Origin of the sequence: Rhizobium sp. N731 (assembly GCF_001664145.1) — a bacterium.
Classification (GTDB): domain Bacteria; phylum Pseudomonadota; class Alphaproteobacteria; order Rhizobiales; family Rhizobiaceae; genus Rhizobium; species Rhizobium esperanzae.
In genome coordinates this window covers 2,231,388-2,253,808 of record NZ_CP013601.1, presented here as the reverse complement: position 1 = coordinate 2,253,808, position 22,421 = coordinate 2,231,388, and the positions used below count along the sequence as shown (strand labels likewise).

Below are 22,421 nucleotides of genomic sequence, written 5' to 3'. Positions count from 1 at the left end.
AGCTTTTGATATGCGGCCAGGGATATGAAGTTTGTGGAAGGCCGGCATGACACCTGACGTGCGCCCGCTGGTGGCGGGAAATTGGAAAATGAACGGCACGCGTGCCTCCCTGGATCAGATCAAGGCGATCGCCGAGGGTGTTCGCCCGCCGCTCGCCGACAAGGTCGAGGCGCTGATCTGCCCGCCGACGACGCTGCTCTACGTGGCAACCGCGCTCTGCACCGACAGTCCGCTGGCGATCGGAGCGCAGGACTGCCACCAGAAGCCGTCGGGCGCGCATACCGGCGACATTTCCGCCGAGATGATCGCCGATAGCTTCGGCACCTACGTGATTGTCGGCCATTCCGAGCGTCGCACCGACCATGCCGAGACGGATCATCTGGTCCGCGCTAAAGCGGAGGCGGCTTTCGCTGCCGAGCTCACTGCGATCATCTGCATTGGCGAGACGGCCGACGAACGCCGCGCCGGGCAGGAGCTCGACGTCATCAAGCGCCAGCTTTCCGCATCGGTTCCCGATGCCGCAACCGCCGAGAACACAGTCATCGCCTACGAGCCGATCTGGGCGATCGGTACCGGCGTGACGCCGACATCGGGCGATGTCGAGAAGGCGCATGCCTTCATGCGGGCGGAGCTCGTGTCCCGCTTCGGCGACGAGGGCCGCAAGATGCGGCTTCTCTACGGCGGCTCTGTCAAGCCCGCCAATGCCGGAGAACTGCTTGGCATCGCTAATGTCGACGGTGCGCTGATCGGTGGGGCGAGCTTGAAAGCCGCCGACTTCCTCGCCATCTACCGGGCCTATGAGGCGCTGCTCGCCTGACGCGTTGTTCATAGCTCGGTTTATTCCGGCAGAAGGGCTTGGAATAGGCGAGAGCCTCATGTAAAGAGCCGCCAGAATTCTTATTTATGTCCGTCTCCAGACGGGCAGGACTGGACCCATGCAGACAGTATTGATTGTCATCCATCTCATGATCGTGCTCGCCCTCGTCGGCGTCGTGCTCATCCAGCGCTCGGAAGGCGGCGGCCTCGGCATCGGCGGCGGTTCGGGCTTCATGTCGGCCCGCGGCACGGCCAATGCGCTGACCCGCACGACCGCGATTCTTGCGACCTTGTTCTTCCTCACCTCGCTTGGCCTCGGCATACTGACGCGCTACGAGGGCCGTCCGAGCGACATCCTCAACCGCATCCCCGCGACGAGCGGCCAGGGCAACGGCATTCTCGATTCGCTCGGCGGCGGTGCACAGGCTCCGGCGAACCAGCCGGCCGGCAACGGTGTCCCAAGCAGCGGTGCGGCTGTGCCCGCACCACAGGCTCCGGCCGTGCAAGCTCCCGCAGCAGAGGCTCCGGCAGCCACCGCGCCTTCAACGACTGCTCCGGCAGCGCCCGCAGCTCCGGCCGCGCCGGCGCCGGCTCAGCCTTCCGGCGTCCCGACGGGACAGTAAACCGGACTTCGAGATAAACCGCCGGCAGGCCCTCGGGTCTGCCGGTTTTCTTTTGTGCAGATTCCCGCGCCACTCTCCGAAAATTCCGGAAAAGAATTTTTGGGGCTGGCGGAATCGTTTTTGAAAAGGTATCCGGTGAAGCCCATGGCGCGATACGTATTCATCACTGGCGGCGTGGTTTCCTCCCTCGGAAAAGGAATTGCGGCCGCGGCTCTCGGAGCGTTGCTGCAGGCCCGTGGATATAGGGTCCGGCTTCGCAAGCTCGACCCTTATCTGAACGTGGACCCGGGCACGATGAGTCCGACCCAGCACGGCGAGGTCTTCGTCACCGACGACGGCGCGGAAACCGATCTCGATCTCGGCCACTACGAGCGCTTCACGGGGCGTTCGGCGACCAAGACCGACAACATCACCACCGGCCGCATCTACAAGAACATCATCGACAAGGAACGCCGCGGCGACTATCTCGGCGCGACGGTGCAGGTCATCCCGCACGTCACCAACGAGATCAAGGATTTCGTCACCGAGGGCAATCAGGACTACGATTTCGTCATCTGCGAGATCGGCGGCACGGTCGGCGATATCGAAGCAATGCCCTTCATGGAGGCGATCCGCCAGCTCGGCAACGACCTGCCGCGCGGCACCGCCGTCTATGTCCATCTGACGCTGATGCCTTACATTCCGGCGGCCGGCGAGCTGAAGACCAAGCCGACCCAGCATTCGGTCAAGGAACTGCAGGCGCTTGGCATTCACCCCGATATCCTGCTTGTGCGCGCCGACCGCGAAATTCCGGAAGCCGAGCGCCGCAAGCTCTCGCTGTTCTGCAACGTGCGTCCGTCGGCCGTCATCCAGGCGCTCGATGTCGCCAATATCTATGACGTGCCGATGGCTTACCACAAGGAAGGCCTCGACGACGAAGTGCTCGCCGCCTTCGGGATCGAGCCGGCGCCGAAGCCGCGCCTTGACCAGTGGGAAGAGGTCTGCAATCGCATCCGCACACCGGAAGGCGAAGTGACGATCGCGATCGTCGGCAAATATACCGGCCTCAAGGATGCCTATAAATCGCTGATCGAGGCGCTGCATCATGGCGGTATCGCCAATCGCGTCAAGGTCAAGCTCGAGTGGATCGAGTCGGAGGTCTTCGAAAAGGAAGATCCGGCGCCCTATCTCGAAAAGGTGCATGGCATCCTGGTGCCCGGTGGCTTCGGCGAGCGCGGCTCCGAGGGCAAGATCCATGCGGCGCGCTTCGCCCGCGAGCGCAAGGTGCCTTATTTCGGCATCTGCTTCGGCATGCAAATGGCCGTCATCGAGGCGGCGCGCAATCTCGCCGATGTGCCGGACGCGTCGTCGACCGAGTTCGGCCCGGCGAAGGAGCCGGTGGTCGGTCTTATGACTGAATGGGTCAAGGGCAACGAACTGCAGAAGCGGACGGCAGCCGGCGATCTCGGTGGCACCATGCGTCTCGGCGCATACAAGGCGGCGCTGAAGAAGGGCACGAAGATCTCGGATATCTACGGCTCGACGGATATTTCCGAGCGTCATCGCCACCGCTACGAGGTCAATATCGACTACAAAGATCGGCTCGAGAGCTGCGGCCTCGTTTTCTCCGGCATGTCGCCGGATGGCGTGCTGCCGGAGACGATCGAATACCCCGATCATCCGTGGTTCATCGGCGTGCAATATCACCCGGAACTGAAGAGCCGGCCGCTCGACCCGCATCCGCTGTTTGCAAGCTTCATCGAAGCGGCGACCGAACAGAGCCGTCTCGTCTGACGCATGCGGCGCCAGATCGCGCGGTTATGCGCGATCTGGCTAATCGGCCATTCCTTTTCAGGCAGCGGCTGGCAACGGCCCGATATAGACCGAACGAGGGCGGATCAGCCGGCCGTCGAGCGCCTGTTCGCGGGCATGCGCCAGCCATCCGACCGTGCGGCCGATCGCAAAGACGCCGGTGAAGGCCTGCCGCGGAAAGCCGAGCGCTTCGAGCAGCAGCGCGGTATAGAATTCGACATTGACGTCGAGCGGCCGGTTCGGCTTGCGCGCTTTCAGGATCGCCAATGCGGCGGCTTCCACCGCCTCGGCGAGTTCGCCGCGGGCGCTGTCGACCTGGCCTGACGCGATCAAAGGCTTCAGCGCGCCTTTAAGCGCATCGGCGCGCGGGTCGCGGACGCGGTAGATGCGGTGGCCGAAGCCCATCAGCCTTTCGCCGCGATCGAGTGCATCGGCAAGCCATGTGCCAGCATTATCAGGCGTTCCCACCGCATCCAGCATATCGAGGACCGGACCGGGCGCGCCGCCATGCAGCGGCCCCTTCAGCGCGCTCAACGCCGCCAGAACCGAAGAGGTGAGGCCGGCCTGCGTCGAGGCGATGACGCGCGATGCGAAGGTCGAGGCGTTGAGGCCATGGTCTGATATCGTCACGAGATAGGTGTCGAGCGCCGCCGTCTGCTCCTGGGTCGGCAATCGTCCGGTCAGCATGCGCAGGATATCGGCTGCCTGCGGCAGCGAGGCGTCGGGCGCGATCGGCTTTTGACCGCGCTGCAGCCGGAGAATCGCCGGCAGGAAGACTGCCGGTGCTGCCAGCAGGGCGAGGGCGGTGTCGAAATCCTCGCCGTCCGGCAGCCTGGCGATCAGCGCCCGCATCGCATCGACCGGCGGCAGGGTGAGCAAGGCGGCGTCGGCGGCCTCGGCGTGGACAAAGGTCCTTGTTCGGGCTTCCGCCAGCCAGTTGCGCAATTGCGCTTCATCGAAGCTCCGTTCCATCAATCCGTCGAGCAGCAGGGCGGCCACGCGCTCATAGGTTCCGCCAGCGACCAAGTGATCCAGCGACACGCCGCGAATGATCAGTCGCCCCGCTTCGCCATCAACATCCGAAAGCTGCGTTTCGGCGGCAATGACGTCTTCCAAGCCGTTCTGCATGATGTTTTCTCCTTTACCGCGAGGATGATCCGACCTAGTTTCATTGACGTCAATCTTGACGCAATTGATCAATGTGAGGCCGTGATGCCGTGGCTGACCGCCGAGGAGGCGTTGCAGACGCTGAAGACCAAACCGCAGACGCTCTACGCCAATGTCAGCCGAGGGCGCATCCGCGCGAAGCCCGATCCCGCCGATCCGCGCCGCAGCCTCTATCACGCTGGAGACGTGCGGCGGCTTGCCGATCGCCATGCCGGCCGCCGCAAGGCGGAAACGGTCGCGGCCGAGACGATCCGCTGGGGCGATCCCGTTCTCTCCTCGACAATCTCCACCGTTTCGAGCGGACGCCTTTTCTATCGCGGCCAGGACGTGGCCAATCTTGCCGAGACGGCGACGCTGGAGCAGACGGCGGCATTGCTTTGGAATGGAGTGGAGACGCCTGCCTTCTCGACCGCGATCGCGCATGGCCTTCCATCGCTTCAGGCCGCGTTCCTGGCGCTTGCCGGGCGGGTGACATCGGACCTGCCGTCGCTTGGCCGCTCGCCAGCGGCACTCCGGCGCGAGGCGCATGGGATTCTTGCAACGATCGCGGATGCGCTGGCGCCCGGCGCTTCGGAGCGGCCGCTGCATCTCAGGCTCGCGGCAAGCTGGCAGCGGCCGGAGGCCGGCGATTGCCTGCGTCGCGCGCTGGTGCTGCTTGCCGATCATGAACTCAACGCCTCGGCCTTTGCGGCACGAGTCACCGCGTCATCGGGTGCGGCGCTATCGGCCGCCGTGCTTTCCGGTCTGGCGACGCTGACGGGACCGCTGCATGGCGCCGCCTGGCAGAGCGTCGATGCGTTGATCGAGGCGGCTTGCGCCCTCGGTCCGGCGCAGGCGATCCGCCGCACCCTTGCACAGGGCAATCGCTTATCCGCCTTCGGTCACCCGCTCTATCCGGACGGCGATATCCGGGCGCTGGCGCTGCTTTCGCAATTTTCACTGCCGCCTGAGTTCGCCGAGGTCAGGGACAGGGGCGAGGAGATCGTCGGAGAAAAGGTCAATATCGATTTCGCACTTGCCGCGATGGCGGCAGCCTTCGATCTGCCGAGAGAGGCGCCGATCGTCATTTTTTCGCTTGCACGCTGCACCGGCTGGCTTGCGCATGCGATGGAGCAGATTGAAAGCGGCGAATTGATCCGGCCACGGGCACGGTATACCGGACCGGTGCCCGATATGAAGAGCAGCACTTGAGGATGCGCGGCCTGCTTTTTTCGCCTATGGAAATATCCGAATTCGGCTATCATGCCTCGCATGGAAGAAGACGGTTGGCGGGTGCTTTCGCAGAAGCAGTTCCGCACGGTCACGGGGGCTTTCCATGAATATGACGTTTCTCAAGCTGTTTGCCGCCGCGCTCGTTGCCTGCCTCATTCCGCATGACGCGGCGCTCGCGCAACCTGCGGGCTGCGCGATCTCGCGCGATGCCGGCGCCCGCCAGACGCTCAGTTGCCCTGGTGGCGTCAAGGTGACGGCGGAGGCCGGCGCGTCTTTCCAACTCTCCGACCGCAACCGTGACGGCAGTCCCGATTCGGCCTCGGTGCGGCGCAAGGCCATTCTCGTCGATGTTGACGGCAGTCAGCATGCCGGTGGTTTCCAGGTGGTGACACCGCAGGCGATCGCTGCCGTGCGCGGCACACAATGGGCTGTCGACGTCGCCGGCGGCAAGACCTCGGTCTTCGTCGTCAGAGGCAGCGTGGCCGTCCGCCGGCCCGCCGGCGAGCCGGTGGTGCTGTCACCAGGCGAGGGCGTCGATGTTAGCAGCGGAACCGAATCGCTGGTCGTGCGCCGCTGGCCCGCACCGCGTGTCGCCGCCCTTCTCGCCCGGCTCGGCCAATAAATGCCATGAATCATCGCCTGCTGACCGTGATCGCGCTACTGCTCGCCGGTCTTTGGGGCGCGGCGCTCGGCTATCTCAATCTCAATGGCGGGATAGGCCTTCTCGATCGGATGGAGGCCTCGCTCGCCGACATTCGCAGCATCGTCGTCGGAGCGAAGGCGCCGCCTCCCGTCGTCTCGATCGTCGCGATCGACGACCGTACGGCGGCGGCCCACGGCTATCCCCTTGACCGGGCGACACTGGCGCGCCTCATCAATGCGATCAACGCTTTGAAGCCGAAGGCTCTGGCTCTCGACATCCTGCTCGTCGATCCGGGACCGGAGGAGGGCGATGCGGCGGTGACCGCTGCCCTTGGAGCGGGACCGAGCGTGATTGCTGCGGCGGCTACCTTTGCGCAGAGCCGGCAGCGGGTTACCGAGTTGGCGGACGATCCGCTTGCCGCCATCCCTGAGGCAGATCAGCTTCTCTTGCCGCTTCCCCGCTTTGCCGGCGCGGCCGCGGTCGGTGTCGTCAATGTCGCTACCGACCAGACCGGCACGCCGCGTTTCATTCCACTGATTTCGCGCGCCGCAGACCGGCTGGATCCGGCTTTTCCGCTGCGCGCCGCCTCGGTGGCGCTCGGTGTCGATCCCAGCATCGAACGCGATGCGATCATGCTCGGAGCATTGCGCATTCCGACGGATATCGGCCAGCGCCTGCCGGTGACCTTTTATGGCCGGCGCGGCAGCATCGCCACGTCAAGCGCCGCCGACGCGCTTGACGGCAAGTTGGCGGCGGACGCGATCACCGGCCGCATCGTCGTCATCGGCTCGACCGTCACCGGCGGCGGCGACGTCTTCCCGACGCCGTTCGATCCCGTCATGCCGGGCGTCGAGGTGATGTCGACCGCGATTACCCATCTCGTCACCGGCGACGGCATGGTGCGCGACCACAGGATCAGGCTGATCGATGCCGCCATCGCCGTCGGGCTGGCGATCATGCTGGTTTCGCTGACCGCCTGGCGGCGAAGTGCTGCGGGCTATGCCATCATCGTGCTGGCGCTGGTCGTCTGGGCAATGCTCAATCTGGCGGCGTTTGCGCATGGCTATTGGCTGAGTGCCGCCCTGCCGATCGCCGCAGCATTGCCGCCGGCGCTGATCTTCGGCGCAGCCGAGCTCTGGCTCGACCGTGGCCGCGCCCGCCATTTCGCCGAACAAAGCGCGCTGCTGCAGCGTATCGAGGCGCCCGGCCTTGGAGAATGGCTGGCGCGCCATCCGAATTTCCTTGCCGCCCCGGTGCGCCAGAACGCTGCCGTCGTCTTCATCGATCTCTCGGGCTTCACCGGCCTCAGCGAAACCCTCGGGCCGGTTAAGGTGAGCGAGGTGCTGAGCGGTTTCTTCGAAATCATCGATGAGGAGGCGCACGCCCACGGCGGCGCCATCACCAGCTTCATGGGCGACGGGGCGATGATCCTGTTTGGCCTGCCGGAGCCGACCAACGACGATGCCGCCCAGGCCATCGCCTGCGCGGTCAGACTCTGCGAGCGCACCCGCGCCTGGCTTCGAACGCAGGGGAGCTTTGCCGGGAAAAAAATCGGCTTCAAGGTTGGCGCCCATTGCGGGCCGATCGTAGCCTCGCGGCTCGGCACCGGGGACAGGCAGCAGATCACGGCGGCGGGCGATACGGTGAACGTCGGGAGCCGCCTGATGGAGGTCGCCGCCCGCCATGGCGTCGAGCTGGCGCTCAGCGCCGAAATCGTCGGCGCCGCAGGCCCGGACAGCGTGCTCCTCAAATCAGGCCGGATCGAAGGGCCACTGGAAACGGAACTGCGCGGCCGGGCCAGCCACATCGACGCCTGGCTGTGGCGCAGCCGCACGCTTTGACAATCGCTGCGGGAGCGGCTAGGAACGGCGCAAATATCCCGCCGGCTGGCTCCGGCCATGGCGCATTTCGCGCCTGACAGCTCCGAAAGATCGAACTCATGACAGAATTCAACGGCGTCGTTCCGGCGATCGCCAAGGCGTTGCAGAAGCGCGGTTACGCCGAACTTACCCCGGTGCAGCAGGCGATGCTCGATCCGGCGCTTGCCGCTTCGGACGCGCTGGTCTCGGCCCAGACCGGGTCCGGCAAGACTGTCGCCTTCGGCCTGGCGCTGGCGCCGACACTGCTCGAAGGCAGCGAGCGCTTCGGTGCTGCCGGCGCCCCGCTTGCCCTCGTCATCGCCCCGACGCGGGAGCTTGCCCTGCAGGTAAAGCGTGAACTCGAATGGCTCTATGAGATGACCGGCGCGGTGATCGCCAGCTGCGTCGGCGGCATGGACATCCGGAGCGAGCGCCGGTCGCTTGAGCGCGGCGCCCATATCGTCGTCGGCACGCCCGGACGGCTCTGCGACCATATCCGCCGCCACGCACTCGACATGTCGGAGCTGAAGGCCGCGGTGCTCGACGAGGCCGACGAGATGCTCGACCTCGGCTTCCGCGAGGACCTGGAATTCATCCTCGATTCGGCACCGGACGAGCGGCGGACGCTGATGTTTTCGGCGACCGTGCCGGCGGCAATCGCCAAGCTTGCCAAGAGCTATCAGCGCGACGCCGTGCGCATCAGCACCGCGGCCGAGGAAAAACAGCATGTCGATATCGAATATCGCGCGCTTGTCGTCGCCCCGAGCGACCGCGAGAACGCGATCATCAACGTGCTGCGTTATTACGAAGCGACCAATGCCATTGTCTTCTGCTCGACGCGCGCCGCCGTCAATCACCTGACCGCACGCTTCAACAACCGCAATTTCTCCGTGGTGGCGCTGTCCGGTGAGCTGACGCAGAACGAGCGCAGCCACGCGCTGCAGGCGATGCGAGACGGCCGCGCCCGCGTCTGCATCGCAACCGACGTCGCTGCCCGCGGCATCGATCTGCCGGGCCTTGATCTCGTCATCCACGCCGACCTGCCGACCAATCCGGAAACGCTGCTGCATCGCAGCGGCCGCACCGGCCGGGCCGGACGCAAGGGAATCAGCGCCATGATCGTGCCGCTGAGTGCACGGCGCAAGGCCGAGCGTTTGCTGGAGAATGCCGGCATTTCGGCAGCCTGGGCACGGCCGCCGTCGGCCGAGGAGGTGAACGAGCGCGACGACGAGCGGCTGCTCGCCGACCCGATCTTCCACGACGCGCCACAGGAGGAAGAACAGAAGTTGGTGCAGCAGCTTCTCGCGAGCCACGGCGCCGACAAGCTCGCAGCCGCTTTCCTGCGTCTCTACCGCACCAATCATTCAGCGCCGGAAGATCTGATCGAGGTTACCGTTCAGGACGATCGCGGCCGTAAGCGCCGCGACAATGCCGCCCCTTTCGAGCCGGCGCAAAAGGGACCGCGCGAAGATTTCGGCCCCAGCGTTTGGTTCTCCGTCTCGGTCGGGCGCAAACAGAACGCCGAGCCGCGCTGGCTGATCCCGATGCTCTGCCGCAACGGCAACGTGACGAAGCGCGAGATCGGCGCGATCAAGATGCAACCCGAGGAAACCTATGTGGAGATCGCGGCAGCGAGCGCCGAGAGCTTCCTGAATGCGATCGGACCGAACAAGGCGCTCGAACGCGGCATCCGCGTGACGAGGCTTGCCGGCACGCCGGATTTCAGCCGCGCACCGTCGCCGAAACCCTATGCCGGCAAGGCGTCCCGTGACGAACGGCCGGGCGAGGCATTCCGCGACGAGCGGCCGAAGAAAAAGTTCGGCAAGGGTTCGAGCGGCGGTTATGCCGCAGCCGAGAATGGCGGCGGGGAACGGCGCGACGCCAAGCCCTGGAGCAAGAAGACGACCAAGCCCGGCTACGATGGCGCGAAATCCGACAAGCCCAGATATGAAAAGCCGAAATTTGAAGGCGGCAAGCATGAGGGCAAAGGCGGCGCTGGGCCGAAAGGCAAATTCTCGAAGAAGAAGTCCGGCTGATTTTGATCGCCGCGTGACTTCTTGACCGACAGGATCAGACGACGATGAAACGCTCCGGAACGCCGCGTCCCGATCCGGCCGCCTTCATCACGGCCAATCTGCCGATCTCACCGGTCCCCTCAATCCCCGAGATCCTGCTCCACACCGCCGGGCCTGCGAGCGGGCTCTGGCGGCTTGCCGGCCGTCGAGAAGCCGACGCGCCGCCTTACTGGGCCTATCCCTGGGCCGGCGGCGTGGTGCTTGCCCGCCATCTGCTCGACCGGCCGGAAATCGTTGCCGGCCGACGCGTCCTCGATCTCGGCGCCGGCTCCGGACTGGTCGCCATCGCAGCAGCGAAGGCCGGAGCAGCAATGGTAACAGCGGTCGATGTTGATGCCAATGCGATTGCAGCGATCGGTCTCAACGCGGCGATCAACGGGGCCACTATTGCGGTCATCGCCGCCGATATCATCGAGGCGTCCCCGCCGGAGACGGATGTTCTCGTGGTCGGCGACCTGTTCTACGATCCCGTTCTTGCCGTGCGGGTAACGGCCTTTTTGCGGCGTTGCCAGGCAAGCGGCATCGAGGTGCTGATCGGCGATCCGGAGCGGGCCTATCTGCCGCTGGGCGATCTCAGCCGCGTCGCTACCCACGCGGTTGCCGATTTCGGCGCAAGTACCGAGGGCAAAGCGGTGCAGGCGGGCGTCTTTTCGCTCCGGCAATAGCCGGAAGCGAATTAACAGCTAACTTGTCTGCCGCCGTACCCTCTATCCGACCGACTGCTTGGCCCGTGTAGACGAGGTGCCTTTATTTCCTGTCATCAACGCAGATTCCGGCTGATTCACAGGAGTCAGGAGAAATGCCGAAAGTTGATGGAAGGGTCACGTCAAAACATCTGTTGTCGGCCGAGTCGTCCACATCGATCAACGCGAACCAATTCTTTGTATTTCTGGTGGGAAAATAGTCTCCTGTCGGATAGTAGAACTTCGAATAACATTGGAGCGGCAGTATTTCTTTGGGGAGCGCGCCAGCTTTTACCAAACTCTGCATATCATTTTGTTGAGCCGACATCGCCTTTTCGATAAAGTCAGCGACAATAGGCTGGAGTTCCGGGTAGTTCGCGATGCAATCGCTTACGGTCCGGTCCTCGTTACCTTTATGTGCAGAGAAGATGTGGCCGATGGTGCCGGCCACCGGCTTGTATGCCACAGGCTTGCTTCCATCCAGGATCGTATAGCCTTTCAACACGCCGAGCTTTTTAATCAGCGACCGATACCGCCTGAGATGCTCGTCCATATGGTCCGAGCAAAGAACAAGGGTTTTTGGCGTCATCTCGTCTTTGCGATCAGGCATGCTCCACTCAATCGCCCAAGGGGCACCGGGATCGGGAGACGGCTCCAGCGCGGGGCTTCCTTGTGCCGCCGCAAAGGCGGACGAACAGGCTGAGAGAAGGAGGACAGCCAATATCGTGCACCTGGGTAACATAAGCATCACCTACAAATGTGGCTCCCGCTGCCCTCATCAGCCTGGCAGGAGGGGAAAGGATTGGCCAGCCTCAGGTCAGGAGATCCGGCCGCAGCAGCATGACCGGGCAGGGCGCTCCGGCCGGCAGCTCCGGGGCATGCGGCGGGCGGATAATGAGGCAGTCGGCTTGCGCAAACACCTTCATCATCGAGGAATCCTGCTTGCCGAAGGGTTCGGCCAGCCAGTTTCTGGTCGTGGATTTCGCAAGCCTCGCCCTGATATAGTCCTGCCGGTGATCATTGGCGCGCAACGTGACGGCCGCCTCGACTACTGTCTCGCGTTGCACTGGGGGCAGGGAGGCGAGCTTGCGGATCAGGGGCTCGAGGAACAGCAGCGAACAGACGAGGCTCGAGACCGGATTGCCGGGCAGGCCGAGCACATGGGTTTGGCCGAAGCTGCCGACCATCAGCGGTTTGCCGGGGCGCATGGCGATGCGCCAGAAATCGAGTTGCATGCCGGCCTCGATCAAGGTGGCCTGCACCAGATCATGGTCGCCGACGGACGCGCCACCGAGCGTCACGATGACGTCGGCCTTCGCATCCCGTGCCTTGTCGACCGCCGCGATGATTTTCGTCTTGTCGTCCGGCACGATGCCGAGATCAATGACATTGGCGCCGGCTCTGCGGGCAAGGGCTGCGATACCGAACGTATTGGAGGCGATGATCTGCGAAGGGCCGGGTTGGCTTCCGGGCGGCAGCAACTCGTCGCCGGTTGCGAGGATGGCAATCAGCGGGCGCTTGAGAACCTCGATATCGGGCCGGTTCATGCCGGCGGCGACCGTCAGCCGGGAGAAATCGAGCACGGTGCCGGCAGGCAGCACCGCTTCGCCTTCGGCGAAATCTTGGCCGCGGGGGCGCACATGCTGGCTCTGCCGCACCGGGAACCTGGTTCTGATGCCGCCATCGATCTTTTCCGCATCCTCCTGCAGCAGGACGCTGTCGGCGCCTGGCGGAACAGGCGCGCCGGTGAAGATGCGCACGGCCTCTCCCTGGCCGACGCTTCCTTCGAAGCCGTGGCCGGCGGATGACGTGCCGATGACCTTCAACACGGCGCCCGGCTCCGGCGCGTCTTCCCTGCGCAATGCGTAGCCGTCCATGGCCGAGGCATTGAAGGGCGGCTGGGTCAGGCGCGCCGTGAGATCAACCGCCAGAACGCGGCCTTCAGCCTCGGCAAGCGGCAGCGTGTCGGACGCCGCGACGGGCTTTGCGCGGGAGAGCAGGCGGTCCAAGGCGTCGGCGACCGGCAGAAGGTTCATCTTGCCTCCGGATGACGGAAGTCGCCTGACTTGCCGCCGGACTTTTCGAGCAGCCTGATGGCGCTAATCTCCATCGCCCTATCGGCGGCCTTGGCCATGTCGTAGATCGTCAGGCAGGCGACCGAGACGGCGGTCAGCGCCTCCATCTCGACACCGGTCTTGCCGGTCAGTTTGGCGGTGGCGGTGACGCGCAGGCCGGGCAGGGCGGCATCTTCCTCGATTTCGACCGTGACCTTCGTCAGCATCAGCGGATGGCAGAGCGGGATGAGATCGGCGGTGCGCTTTGCCGCCATTATGCCGGCCAAGCGCGCCGTGCCGATGACATCGCCTTTCTTGGCATTGCCCTGACGGATGAGTTGAAGAGTTTCCGGCGCCATCTTTACATGGCCTTCGGCGGTGGCGATGCGCACCGTCTCGGCCTTGTCGGAAACATCGACCATATGCGCCTCGCCGGAGGCATCGATATGGGTGAGGCCGGGCTTTCCGCCGCTCATGTCATTCGGCCGCGATGGCGGCTTCGCCAAAGAGCAGCGTGCGGGTGGCGGCGGCCACGTCGTCTTTGCGCATCAGGCTCTCGCCGACAAGGAAGGTATTGATGTCGACGGCCTGCAGGCGCTGGCAATCGGCATGGGTGAAGATGCCGCTTTCGCCGACGAGGAGCCGGCCCGCCGGAACCATGGAGGCAAGTGTCTCGCTGACCGTCAGGCTGACCTCGAAGGTCCGAAGGTTGCGGTTGTTGATGCCGATAAGCGGCGAGGAGAGTTTCAGCGCCCGCTCCATTTCCGGCGCGTCGTGAACCTCGACCAGCACATCCATGCCGAGCGAAAAAGCTTCGTCCTGCAGACGCTCCGCATCGTCATCGCTCAGGGACGCCATGATCAGCAGAACGCAATCGGCACCCCAGGCGCGCGCCTCGTGGACCTGATAAGTCTCGAACATGAAATCCTTGCGCAGGGCGGGCAGGGCGCAGACGGCCCGCGCCGCCGTCAGAAATTCCGGCGCGCCCTGAAAACTCGGCGTGTCGGTCAGCACGGAAAGGCATGCCGCGCCACCGGCTTCATAGGCTTTTGCCAGCGCCGGCGGATCGAAATCCGGACGGATCAGCCCCTTGGACGGGCTTGCCTTTTTGATCTCGGCGATCAGACCGAAATGGCCAGCCTCCAGCTTGGAAACGAGCGCCTTGTAAAAGCCGCGCGGGGCGGACTGACCGGCCTGCATCGCCTTCAAATCGGCAAGCGATACCGTCGCCTTGGCGGCGGCGATTTCCTCGCGCTTATAGCGTTCGATCTTCTTCAGGATATCGGTCATCCGCCAATCCTAATCGATATCGTTGGAAACGGCGACGAGTTTGTCGAGGGCGAGGGCCGTGGCGCCGCTATCCAGCGAATGCGCGGCCAGCGCCATGCCGTCGCGGATCGTTTCCGCCTTGCCTGCGATGACGAGCGAGGCGGCCGCGTTGGCGAGCGAGACGTCGCGATAGGCATTCCTGGCGCCGCCGAGCACTTCGCGAAGCGCTGCGGCATTGGCGACGCCGTCACCGCCCTTGATATCGGCAAGCATGCAGGGGCTGACGCCGAAATCGGCGGGCGATAGCTCGAAAGTACGGATCTTGCCGTCTTCGAGCGCCGCCACCTTGGTGATGCCGGTCGTGGTGATTTCGTCGAGGCCATCGCCATGGACGACCCAGACGCATTCGGAGCCGAGATCGCGCATGACTTCGGCAAGCGGCACCAGCCATTGCGGCGAGAAGACGCCGAGCAACTGGCGACGGACGCCGGCCGGATTGGAGAGCGGCCCGAGCAGGTTGAAGATGGTGCGTGTGCCGAGTTCGACCCGGGAGGGGCCGACATGGCGCATGGCGGAATGATGCAGCTGCGCGAACATGAAGCCAACCCCGGCTTCGGCGATGCAGCGCGTGATGACCTCGGGACCGACATCGATATTGACGCCGAGAGCCGCCAGATTGTCCGCTGCGCCCGATTTCGAGCTCAGCGCCCGGTTGCCGTGTTTGGCGACGGGAACACCGGCGCCGGCGACGATCAGCGCTGCCAGCGTCGAAATATTATAGGTGCCGCTGGCGTCGCCGCCGGTGCCGACGATGTCGATCGCATCGGCCGGCGCCTCGACGGTCAGCATTTTCGACCGCATGGTGGTGACGGCGCCGACGATCTCGTCGACGGTTTCGCCGCGCACGCGCAGCGCCATCAGGAAGCCACCGATCTGCGAGGGCGTTGCCTGGCCCGACATCAGGATGTCGAAGGCATCGCGGGCCTCGTCACGCGTCAGCGGCTCGCGGCTTGCGGCCTTGGCCAGGAACGGCTTCAGATCGGTCATAAAACCTCCTAGCGGGTCGTTGCCTGTTCGGCGAGCGTCTGGTTGATCGAAGCCCCATACTGCGTCTGCAGCAGGTTGACCATCTGGTCGAGGATATCATCGCCGGCGGCATTGGCCATGGCGGTGAGCTGGGCGTCGCGGTTGTTCAGCACGTCGCCGGTCGGCTGGCTGTTGACCTCTGTGACCTTCATCAGGATCTGCGTCGAGGGATCGGCACCGACCGCGCTCGCAACCGTATCGACCGGGCCGGAGAAGGCGGCCTTGACGGCGGCGCGTCCGAGAACCGGATCATCGGTGGAGCGGGTGATACCGCTCTTGCTTTCGACGGCAATGCCGAGCGGCGCTGCAATGTCCGCAAGGGCAGTGCCCTTTTGCGCCTCAGCCTTCAATTCCTCGGCCTTCTTGGCGAGTTCGGCCTTCTGCTGCTCTGCTGTCCAGTCCTCGACGGCTTTCTCGCGCACCTCCGCGATCGGGCGGTCCCGGTCCGGCGTGATTTCGCGGACGTTGAACCAGACATAGCCGTCATTGCCGATCGGAAGCGGCGAGGCATCGACGCCGACCTCGGTCTTGAAGGCTTCGCCGAGTAGCTGCTGCTTGGCGGGAAGATCCTTGACCTCTTTGCCGTCCTTGTCGGCGCCAGTCGCATCGACGGCGTCGACGGTCACCGCCTTAAGCTTCAGCTGACCGGCGATATCCTCGAGCGTGGAGCCGCCGGCGCGCATATCCTCGATACGGTCATGAACGTTGATCACTTCCTGAGAAGCGTTGGAAAGCGCCAGCTGCTTGCGGATGTCTTCCTTCACCTCGTCGAAATTCTTGACCGTTTCCGGCTTGATGTTGGTGATGCGCAGGATGACCGGGCCGAACGAGCCGTCGACGACAGGCGTCGTGCCGCCATTCTTCGACACCGCAAAGGCGGCATCGGCGACGGCCTGGTCGGGAACCTTGTCCTTGGTGAACTCGCCGAGCAGCACGTCGCTTGCCGTCTTGCCCTGGTCGGTGACCAGCTGGTCGAAGCTGGTGCCGCCCTTCAGCGCCGTTTCGGCGGCGGTGGCGAGATCCTTGCTGGTGAAGGTCAGCTGTTCGATCGTCCGGCTTTCCGGCGTGCGATAGCTATCCTTGCCCTTTTCGAAAGCTTCGCGGATCTGGTCGTCGGTAACGGTCGCGGCATCGGCGATATCGGCCGGCTGCAGCTTGAGATAGATGAGCTTGCGGTATTCCGGTGCGCGGTAGCGCTGCTTGACGCCTTCGAACCAGCTCGCCAGCACGTCGTCGGCGGGGGCCTTGATCGGCTCAATATTGGCGTTGGTCAGCAAGAGGTAGTCGATGCTGCGGCTTTCATCGCCATAGAGCTTCAGTGCATCGATCAGCGTCTTCGGCGCGGTAAAGCCGTTGGAAACGGCATCGACGATCTGGCTGCGAACGGCGACCTTGCTGCGCTCCTTGATGTAATCGTCCTGGCGGATGCCGGCATTGCGCAGGCGCGAAACGAACAGCTCGCGATCGAACTGGCCATTGACAGCCTTGAAAGCCGGATCGTCGCCAATGAGCTGGGCGAGACGATCCTCGGACAGTCCGAGGTTCATATCTTCGGCGAGCTGGTCGAGTGAGGCGCCGGCAACAAGCTGCGACAGCACCTGCTGCTCGACTCCGAAGGCGCGGGCCTGCTCGGGCGTGAGGCGCATGCCGAACTGCTGGCCGACACTTGCCACCTGACGCTGATAGGCAAGGTGGAATTCGTTGACCCCCACCTTCTGATCACCGACGGTCACGACCGTGGTGCTGCTGCCGCCCGATATCAGCTCACGCGATATGCCCCAGATGCCGAAGGAGGCCACCAGGAGAAGCAGGAGCAGCTTGGCAACCCAGGTCTGAGCAGCTCTTCTCAGAAGATGGAACATGGAAACGCAAACCTCGCAGTATTTATTGACCCGCGCACGGGCAGACATTCGACGTTCCTTAAAACAAAGCCGACAGGAAATGAAGGGTTTGTCACGCGAAAAGCTGCGCATGGCCGCGAGGGCGACGCAAGGCGTTGATGGTGAACAAAAGATCGGCTCGCGGCGGAACCTTTCAGGCCGCCATTTCGTTGAAGCGGCATCCCATGAAACAGGAGCAGACCATGGCAGAAATGAAAACCGCTTCCGCCGAATCCACCGCTGCGCGCGTCAAAGCGGATATTGCAGCAGACGATCTGTCGGCGCAGGTTACAGCACTCCGTGAAGATCTCTCCAGATTGACGGACAGTGTGCGGGCGCTGGGGCAGGGGGCAAAGTCGGTGGTTACGGACGAAGCTTCGCTGATGACGGAACGGCTGCGCGACAAGGTTCGCGAAGAACCGTTCATGGCGCTCGCGGTAACGGCAGGCATAGCCTATCTTTTCGGCCTGCTGAGCCGCCGCTGAACATGGAATTCTGGACAGAAAAAGCCGGACGCAAGGCGCGCCCGGCTTCTAGTCATGTCTGCCAGTTATGCCTGGACAATCAGCGGCGGATGGCGCGGCCGATGAAGATCAGAATGCAGGCACCGATGAAGCCTGTGATCAGGTAACCAAGCCACCCCGCCAGCGGCTGGATGTGCAACAGACCCAAAATCCAGTTGGCGACGATCGCGCCGACGATGCCGAGCAATATGTTCATGAGCACGCCCATATTGCTGCTCATGACCTTTTCTGCCAGCCATCCGGCGATGCCGCCGATGATGATGGCCGCAATCCAACCCACGCCTGCGTTTTCCATGGTGATCCCTCCTGGTGAAACGACTCGCAAGAATGCACGAAACCAAAGAAAGTTCCACTCCTGGAGGAACTGAAGCGGTCACGGATGCAGCAGGGTGACCGGCGTCTCGAGCAAGTAAGCGATGAGCTGGAACAGCAGGCCGGCAATGGCAAGAATTGCGAAGCCGAAAGGCATGATCAGGCTTTTGCTAAACATTCTTTCCTCTCCCATTTGAAGTAAAGCATAAGCCGAAGCGCGTGTTACGCAAGGTTATTACTAATAATTGGTTAAGTGCGATATTTAAGTAAAATGATAAAGTTCAGGTGTGCAGTCGCGAAAATCCCGGAGATATGAGGATTAAATACACGGATGACTGGCATCCGCCTCACTTCCCACCAACAATTCTACAATTCGGAGAGTTTTAACTGGAGTAATTCGTTTCTTGACGAACAGGGATCGGCCGGATGCACCAATTCGGCGCAGGTGCTGAATTATGTTCGGCCGCCGGCGGATTGATTTTGGCTCGGACTGCGTCATTTTTCCGGGGGTTCGTTCAATCAGGGAAAACCTCGATGCCAAAAGCTGCAATCGCCATCGCCTGCTGCCTCTGCCTGCTTACGCTCTCCGGCTGCGGCAATACCGCATACGGGCTGAAGAAGGATGGACAGGAGGCGAGCCACGCAATGGATAATGCGACCCATCGGGTGCTTTCGGCCGGCGCCAAGAAGTAATGGCGACTGCCGGCGACACGCGGCAAATCCTGCATGAAAAAAAGCCCGCCTGGGGTGAGGCGGGCTTAGCACAACAGAGAGAATGGACGGACGAAAACCGTCCCGACTGATACAGCATTTCCTTAAAGGCGCCGCCGTACGTCATTCGACGTAACCGCGACCGAAAGGTTCCGGCAGCGGCGTCAGAATCGGGTCAGAAGTTGCCCCAATTCTGAGCGCGGGCACGGGCGCGAATAATCCGGTATTCGCGACCGCCATAGAGCGAACCGATGGTCAGCAGAAGCGTCAGTACGTCCCAGATGATATGCATGTTATCCTCTTAGGTTGGACGGCTCTGCCGTCGATCGGTGAAGGTACAATAGCAATCTTTCGAACCTGCTTATATGACAAGAAATCGGGATGAGCCGGGAAAGGGGCAGGGCGCTTGCGGCGTCTGATAAGACGCGCGGCGCTGTAGGAGCAGCAACGTGAACAAATCAGCCGGCGCCAACCCATGACGATTTTCTCCGTCCGACACATTACCTCCTATCGTTACCGCCGAGATGTCGATTTCGGCGAGCATCGCCTGATGTTCCGACCGCGCGACAGTTTCGACCAGCGGCTGATCGAGGCGTCGCTGACGACCTATCCGGAGCAAAGCCATGTGCGCTGGATCCACGATGTTTTCGGCAATTGCGTGGCGCTGGTCGATTTTTCCCGGCCGTCGGCGGAGCTTCGTTTCGAAACCTGGATCACGCTCGATCACACACCTCAACTCGCTCCCGATATCCGCATCGACGAGGCGGCGCTGTCCTATCCCTTCTCTTACGACAAGGACGAAGTCGCCGATCTCGCGCCGGCGATGCAGCGCCACTATCCCGATCCAGGCGATGAGGTCGGCCGCTGGGCGCGGCGGTTCGTGCGTGTGGGCCACCCGACTGAGACCGGGCACCTGCTGATGACGATGTGTTATGCCATTCGCGAAAGCTTCGTTTATGCGCGGCGCCAGGAACACGGGACGCAGTTGCCGATCGAAACCTTGCAGCTTCGCTCCGGCACCTGCCGGGATTTCGCACTTCTGATGATGGAGGCGGCCCGCACGCTCGGTCTGGCCGCCCGGTTCGTCAGCGGTTATGTCTATGTCCCCGACCGGGACGGCTCCACCGTGCTCGGCGGCGGCTCAACACATGCCTGGTGCCAGGTCTATCTTCCCGGTGCGGGCTGGGCTGAGTTCGATCCGACCAACGGCATCGTCGGCAATCGCGATCTCATCCGCGTGGCCGTTGCCCGCGACCCGCGCCAGGCAATTCCCCTGAGCGGCAGCTATGACGGCGATGGCTCGGATTTCGACAGCATGACGGTGCAGGTCAACGTGACCACGCGGCAGCCATGGATCAAAGAGGGGTAGCGGTCGATTGCCAGCCGGGGATGCCGGATCGGCGCCGAACGACAGCCACGGTCGGCGGAACCGGGCAGCCCGACCGACGTTCCATACTCACCTCCACCCATGCTGGGAGAGGGCGAGGAAACCGCAATGAAGATACGCGCCGGATTTCATCTTGGCTATGAATGCATCCAGCCGACGCCGATGCTGCTGGTCCTCAACATTCACCCCTCGCGTCGCGCCGATCTTCTAAGCGAGCAGGTCCTGACATTCGATCGGCCGATCGAAGCCTGGGACTATACCGACAGTTTCAACAACGCCTGCAGCCGGATCGTCGCTCCGCCGGGGCTGACGACGATTTCAACCAGCTTCGAGATCTACGATACGGGACAAGCCGACGTCGTGCCCACCGAGGCCGTGCAGCACGCGATCAAGGACTTGCCTGACGAGGTGCTCGTCTTCCTGCTCGGCAGCCGTTACTGCGACACCGACAGGCTCTCGGATTTTGCCTGGGAAACCTTTTCATCGACGCCGCTCGGCTGGGCGCGTGTGCAGGCGATCTGCGATTTTGTGCATAACCACATCACCTTCGACTATCAGAAGGCCGACGTTCTCCGGACCGCTCATGGCGGATTTACCGACAAGAGCGGCGTCTGCCGCGATTTCGCTCATCTCGCTATGGCGCTTTGCCGATGCATGAATATTCCCGCCAGATATTGTACCGGCTACCTTGGCGACATCGGCGTCCCAGCCGATCCCAATCCGATGGATTTCAGCGCCTGGTTCGAGGTCTTTCTCGGCGGCCACTGGCACACGGTCGATGCCCGCCACAACACCCCGCGTATCGGCAGAATTCTGATGGCGACAGGCCGAGATGCCACAGACGTCGCGATGTCGACGGCTTTCGGCCCGGCGAAGCTTTCCCGCTTCGAAGTGATCACCGAGGAAGTGCCGTAAGTTGCAGCCAGGGGCCCACGGGCCGCAGCAGGTAGATCCTACGCCTTCTTCAGGAACTCCGTTTTCAGCACGAGGCCTTTGACCTGCTTGGTGTTGCACTCGATTTCGCCGGGATTGTCGGTCAGACGAATGCCTTTGACCAAGGTCCCACGCTTCAGCGTCTCCGAGGTGCCCTTGACCTTGAGGTCTTTGATCAACGTCACGGAATCGCCGTCGTGAAGCTGAGCTCCGTTGCTGTCCTTTACAATAATGTCTTCGGCCATGATGTCCTCGCTTGATGATCCGAGAGGGGAAATCACGACAACAGGGGAGAGTCAATCACCAGCCCGTCCCGTCCGATTCTCGTTCTCCTGCCCCCGATCCGCGGCTGAACAGACCTCACGAACACAGCTGCGCAGCCAGCGATGCGCGGGATCGGGAAGTCGGATGTCGCCGTGGCAGGCCCCCGAGGCCATTCACTCAGGGATGCAGATCACCTTTGCCGTCGCCGCCATGGCGATCGCCGCGGCACTCGCCATTGCGGCCGTGACTTGCCGCCGCGGCCGCTGAAGCAGAGCGCCGTCGAGACTGAGACCAAGGTCCGATCCGCCCCGGACTTCATGCCGATACCAAACCCTCGGTCGCTGCAATAGGTTTTCGCGGTGGAACGAACTTGCGGAGTTTAGCGGTGACCAAAATCTTCGTTGTGGGGATGATCCTGACGCCGGTTATTTTCTGGGGTTCCATCGGTGCGCTGATATACTCGATGTTGTCGTGAACGGATGTTGCACTTTCGTTCGCGGCCCAGAAGCGGACTTGAGGAGCGCGTTGAACCTGGCTGGTGCCCATCCTCAAAGACATTCCCAGGCATACGCTAGTAGATCTGTGGCTTCTTGTGCAGAATCAGGCGGCTCGGACGCCCCGGGTACAGATCGTGAAAGACCAGCTGGTCAGTATCCTGACCGAGTTTTCTGTTCGGGAGCTGAGCCCTTGTTCATCGGCTCGGAACAAGCCCGTCAAGCAGCAAGCCCAGACCTTTCCTGAAAACGCCGTCCCAGTCATTGTCCAACAGCAGACGAGCACGCTCGATCGTCGGGTATTCTGCGCTGAGATGAGCAAGGCGCTGCTGCCCGGCGAACATGTCTTCGTCCGAAAGGTCGAAGTTCGCACGAGTGATGGTCGCGCCCATCACATAGTTCCAGAGGGACCATATCGCGCCGTTCAAATCCGCCTCCTCGACACCGGCTCTGGATAAGACGCTGCCCAGCAACTCCAGACGACCGAGGACGTTCGGGCCGAGCGCCCGGCGCGGCAGCAGCGATGCCGACCAGGGATGGCGCGGCCGCAGAAAACGGCGGCTCCGCCGTTTTCACCCGCCGCCCGCATTCGGCATAATACCGCTTATCGCGACGGCTGAACTGTCGGCTGGTTGGGC

At 63.1% G+C, this 22,421-nt stretch carries 22 protein-coding genes and 1 pseudogene; 13 read left to right on the top strand and 10 right to left on the bottom strand.

Going from position 1 to position 22,421, the window contains the following annotated elements:
• The first annotated feature begins 46 nt into the window (after nucleotides 1–46).
• From tpiA to AMK02_RS11075, 3 genes are all read left to right on the top strand, one after another.
• Entirely contained in the window at nucleotides 47–817 is a 771-nt protein-coding gene (gene tpiA, locus AMK02_RS11085; protein ID WP_020921334.1) for a triose-phosphate isomerase, read from the top strand.
• 118 nt (nucleotides 818–935) lie between these two features.
• Complete coding sequence (gene secG / locus AMK02_RS11080) at nucleotides 936–1,439, top strand: preprotein translocase subunit SecG (RefSeq protein WP_064802707.1); 504 nt, start codon at nucleotides 936–938, stop codon at nucleotides 1,437–1,439.
• Nucleotides 1,440–1,583: 144 nt separating this feature from the next.
• Complete coding sequence (locus AMK02_RS11075; RefSeq protein ID WP_064806148.1) at nucleotides 1,584–3,212, top strand: CTP synthase; 1,629 nt, start codon at nucleotides 1,584–1,586, stop codon at nucleotides 3,210–3,212.
• A 57-nt stretch (nucleotides 3,213–3,269) separates the two neighbouring features.
• Here AMK02_RS11075 and AMK02_RS11070 read toward each other — a convergent pair whose 3' ends face one another.
• Complete coding sequence (locus AMK02_RS11070; protein ID WP_064802705.1) at nucleotides 3,270–4,358, bottom strand: citrate synthase/methylcitrate synthase; 1,089 nt, start codon at nucleotides 4,356–4,358, stop codon at nucleotides 3,270–3,272.
• Between the two features lie 84 nt (nucleotides 4,359–4,442).
• Here AMK02_RS11070 and AMK02_RS11065 point away from each other — a divergent pair, with 84 nt between their 5' ends.
• The 5 genes from AMK02_RS11065 to AMK02_RS11045 all read left to right on the top strand — a co-directional run bounded on the left by AMK02_RS11065 (nucleotide 4,443) and on the right by AMK02_RS11045 (nucleotide 10,851).
• Nucleotides 4,443–5,588: a citrate synthase gene (locus AMK02_RS11065; RefSeq protein WP_064802704.1), complete on the top strand. Its 1,146-nt coding sequence runs from the start codon at nucleotides 4,443–4,445 to the stop codon at nucleotides 5,586–5,588.
• 124 nt (nucleotides 5,589–5,712) lie between these two features.
• Complete coding sequence (locus AMK02_RS11060) at nucleotides 5,713–6,231, top strand: FecR domain-containing protein (RefSeq protein WP_064802702.1); 519 nt, start codon at nucleotides 5,713–5,715, stop codon at nucleotides 6,229–6,231.
• A gap of 5 nt (nucleotides 6,232–6,236) precedes the next feature.
• A complete protein-coding gene (locus AMK02_RS11055; protein ID WP_064802700.1) occupies nucleotides 6,237–8,093 on the top strand; it encodes a CHASE2 domain-containing protein in 1,857 nt (618 codons plus the stop codon).
• 98 nt (nucleotides 8,094–8,191) lie between these two features.
• Nucleotides 8,192–10,147: a DEAD/DEAH box helicase gene (locus AMK02_RS11050; protein WP_064802698.1), complete on the top strand. Its 1,956-nt coding sequence runs from the start codon at nucleotides 8,192–8,194 to the stop codon at nucleotides 10,145–10,147.
• Between the two features lie 44 nt (nucleotides 10,148–10,191).
• On the top strand, nucleotides 10,192–10,851 hold the full coding sequence (locus tag AMK02_RS11045) for a class I SAM-dependent methyltransferase (RefSeq protein ID WP_064802697.1): 660 nt from the start codon (nucleotides 10,192–10,194) through the stop codon (nucleotides 10,849–10,851).
• Nucleotides 10,852–10,933: 82 nt separating this feature from the next.
• On the opposite strand, the gene AMK02_RS11040 is transcribed toward AMK02_RS11045, so the two are convergent.
• The 6 genes from AMK02_RS11040 to AMK02_RS11015 all read right to left on the bottom strand — a co-directional run bounded on the left by AMK02_RS11040 (nucleotide 10,934) and on the right by AMK02_RS11015 (nucleotide 17,140).
• Complete coding sequence (locus tag AMK02_RS11040) at nucleotides 10,934–11,611, bottom strand: hypothetical protein (RefSeq protein ID WP_064806146.1); 678 nt, start codon at nucleotides 11,609–11,611, stop codon at nucleotides 10,934–10,936.
• Between the two features lie 70 nt (nucleotides 11,612–11,681).
• Nucleotides 11,682–12,905 carry a molybdopterin molybdotransferase MoeA gene (locus AMK02_RS11035; protein ID WP_064802696.1) on the bottom strand — a complete coding sequence of 408 codons (1,224 nt, stop codon included), beginning with the start codon at nucleotides 12,903–12,905 and terminating at the stop codon, nucleotides 11,682–11,684.
• A complete protein-coding gene (gene moaC, locus AMK02_RS11030; RefSeq protein ID WP_064802695.1) occupies nucleotides 12,902–13,399 on the bottom strand; it encodes a cyclic pyranopterin monophosphate synthase MoaC in 498 nt (165 codons plus the stop codon). The genes AMK02_RS11035 and moaC overlap by 4 nt, the downstream gene beginning before the upstream one ends.
• Before the next feature lies 1 nt (nucleotide 13,400).
• Nucleotides 13,401–14,213 (bottom strand): indole-3-glycerol phosphate synthase TrpC, encoded by an 813-nt coding sequence (trpC, locus tag AMK02_RS11025; RefSeq protein WP_064802694.1) that lies wholly within the window; start codon nucleotides 14,211–14,213, stop codon nucleotides 13,401–13,403.
• A gap of 9 nt (nucleotides 14,214–14,222) precedes the next feature.
• Nucleotides 14,223–15,239 (bottom strand): anthranilate phosphoribosyltransferase, encoded by a 1,017-nt coding sequence (trpD, locus tag AMK02_RS11020; protein WP_064802693.1) that lies wholly within the window; start codon nucleotides 15,237–15,239, stop codon nucleotides 14,223–14,225.
• Between the two features lie 8 nt (nucleotides 15,240–15,247).
• A complete protein-coding gene (locus AMK02_RS11015) occupies nucleotides 15,248–17,140 on the bottom strand; it encodes a peptidylprolyl isomerase (protein ID WP_064802692.1) in 1,893 nt (630 codons plus the stop codon).
• A 221-nt stretch (nucleotides 17,141–17,361) separates the two neighbouring features.
• Here AMK02_RS11015 and AMK02_RS11010 point away from each other — a divergent pair, with 221 nt between their 5' ends.
• Nucleotides 17,362–17,643: a hypothetical protein gene (locus AMK02_RS11010; RefSeq protein WP_064806144.1), complete on the top strand. Its 282-nt coding sequence runs from the start codon at nucleotides 17,362–17,364 to the stop codon at nucleotides 17,641–17,643.
• A gap of 79 nt (nucleotides 17,644–17,722) precedes the next feature.
• On the opposite strand, the gene AMK02_RS11005 is transcribed toward AMK02_RS11010, so the two are convergent.
• Entirely contained in the window at nucleotides 17,723–17,977 is a 255-nt protein-coding gene (locus AMK02_RS11005) for a GlsB/YeaQ/YmgE family stress response membrane protein (protein ID WP_064802691.1), read from the bottom strand.
• A gap of 551 nt (nucleotides 17,978–18,528) precedes the next feature.
• Between AMK02_RS11005 and AMK02_RS11000 the strand changes: the two genes are divergently transcribed.
• The 3 genes from AMK02_RS11000 (at nucleotide 18,529) to AMK02_RS10990 (ending at nucleotide 21,007) form a co-directional block, all read left to right on the top strand.
• Nucleotides 18,529–18,687: a hypothetical protein gene (locus AMK02_RS11000; protein WP_064802689.1), complete on the top strand. Its 159-nt coding sequence runs from the start codon at nucleotides 18,529–18,531 to the stop codon at nucleotides 18,685–18,687.
• Between the two features lie 493 nt (nucleotides 18,688–19,180).
• Nucleotides 19,181–20,074: a transglutaminase family protein gene (locus AMK02_RS10995; RefSeq protein WP_064802687.1), complete on the top strand. Its 894-nt coding sequence runs from the start codon at nucleotides 19,181–19,183 to the stop codon at nucleotides 20,072–20,074.
• A gap of 126 nt (nucleotides 20,075–20,200) precedes the next feature.
• Nucleotides 20,201–21,007, top strand: a complete 807-nt coding sequence (locus AMK02_RS10990; protein WP_064802685.1) for a transglutaminase-like domain-containing protein — start codon at nucleotides 20,201–20,203, stop codon at nucleotides 21,005–21,007.
• 38 nt (nucleotides 21,008–21,045) lie between these two features.
• On the opposite strand, the gene AMK02_RS10985 is transcribed toward AMK02_RS10990, so the two are convergent.
• On the bottom strand, nucleotides 21,046–21,270 hold the full coding sequence (locus AMK02_RS10985; RefSeq protein WP_064802683.1) for an alkylphosphonate utilization protein: 225 nt from the start codon (nucleotides 21,268–21,270) through the stop codon (nucleotides 21,046–21,048).
• 163 nt (nucleotides 21,271–21,433) lie between these two features.
• On the opposite strand from AMK02_RS10985, the gene AMK02_RS32510 reads away from it, so the two are divergent.
• Entirely contained in the window at nucleotides 21,434–21,556 is a 123-nt protein-coding gene (locus AMK02_RS32510; RefSeq protein WP_261340622.1) for a hypothetical protein, read from the top strand.
• Nucleotides 21,557–21,980: 424 nt separating this feature from the next.
• On the opposite strand, the pseudogene AMK02_RS10975 reads toward AMK02_RS32510, so the two are convergent.
• Nucleotides 21,981–22,325, bottom strand: a pseudogene (locus AMK02_RS10975) (TetR/AcrR family transcriptional regulator C-terminal domain-containing protein); the annotation flags it as partial.
• Nucleotides 22,326–22,421: the final 96 nt, after the last annotated feature.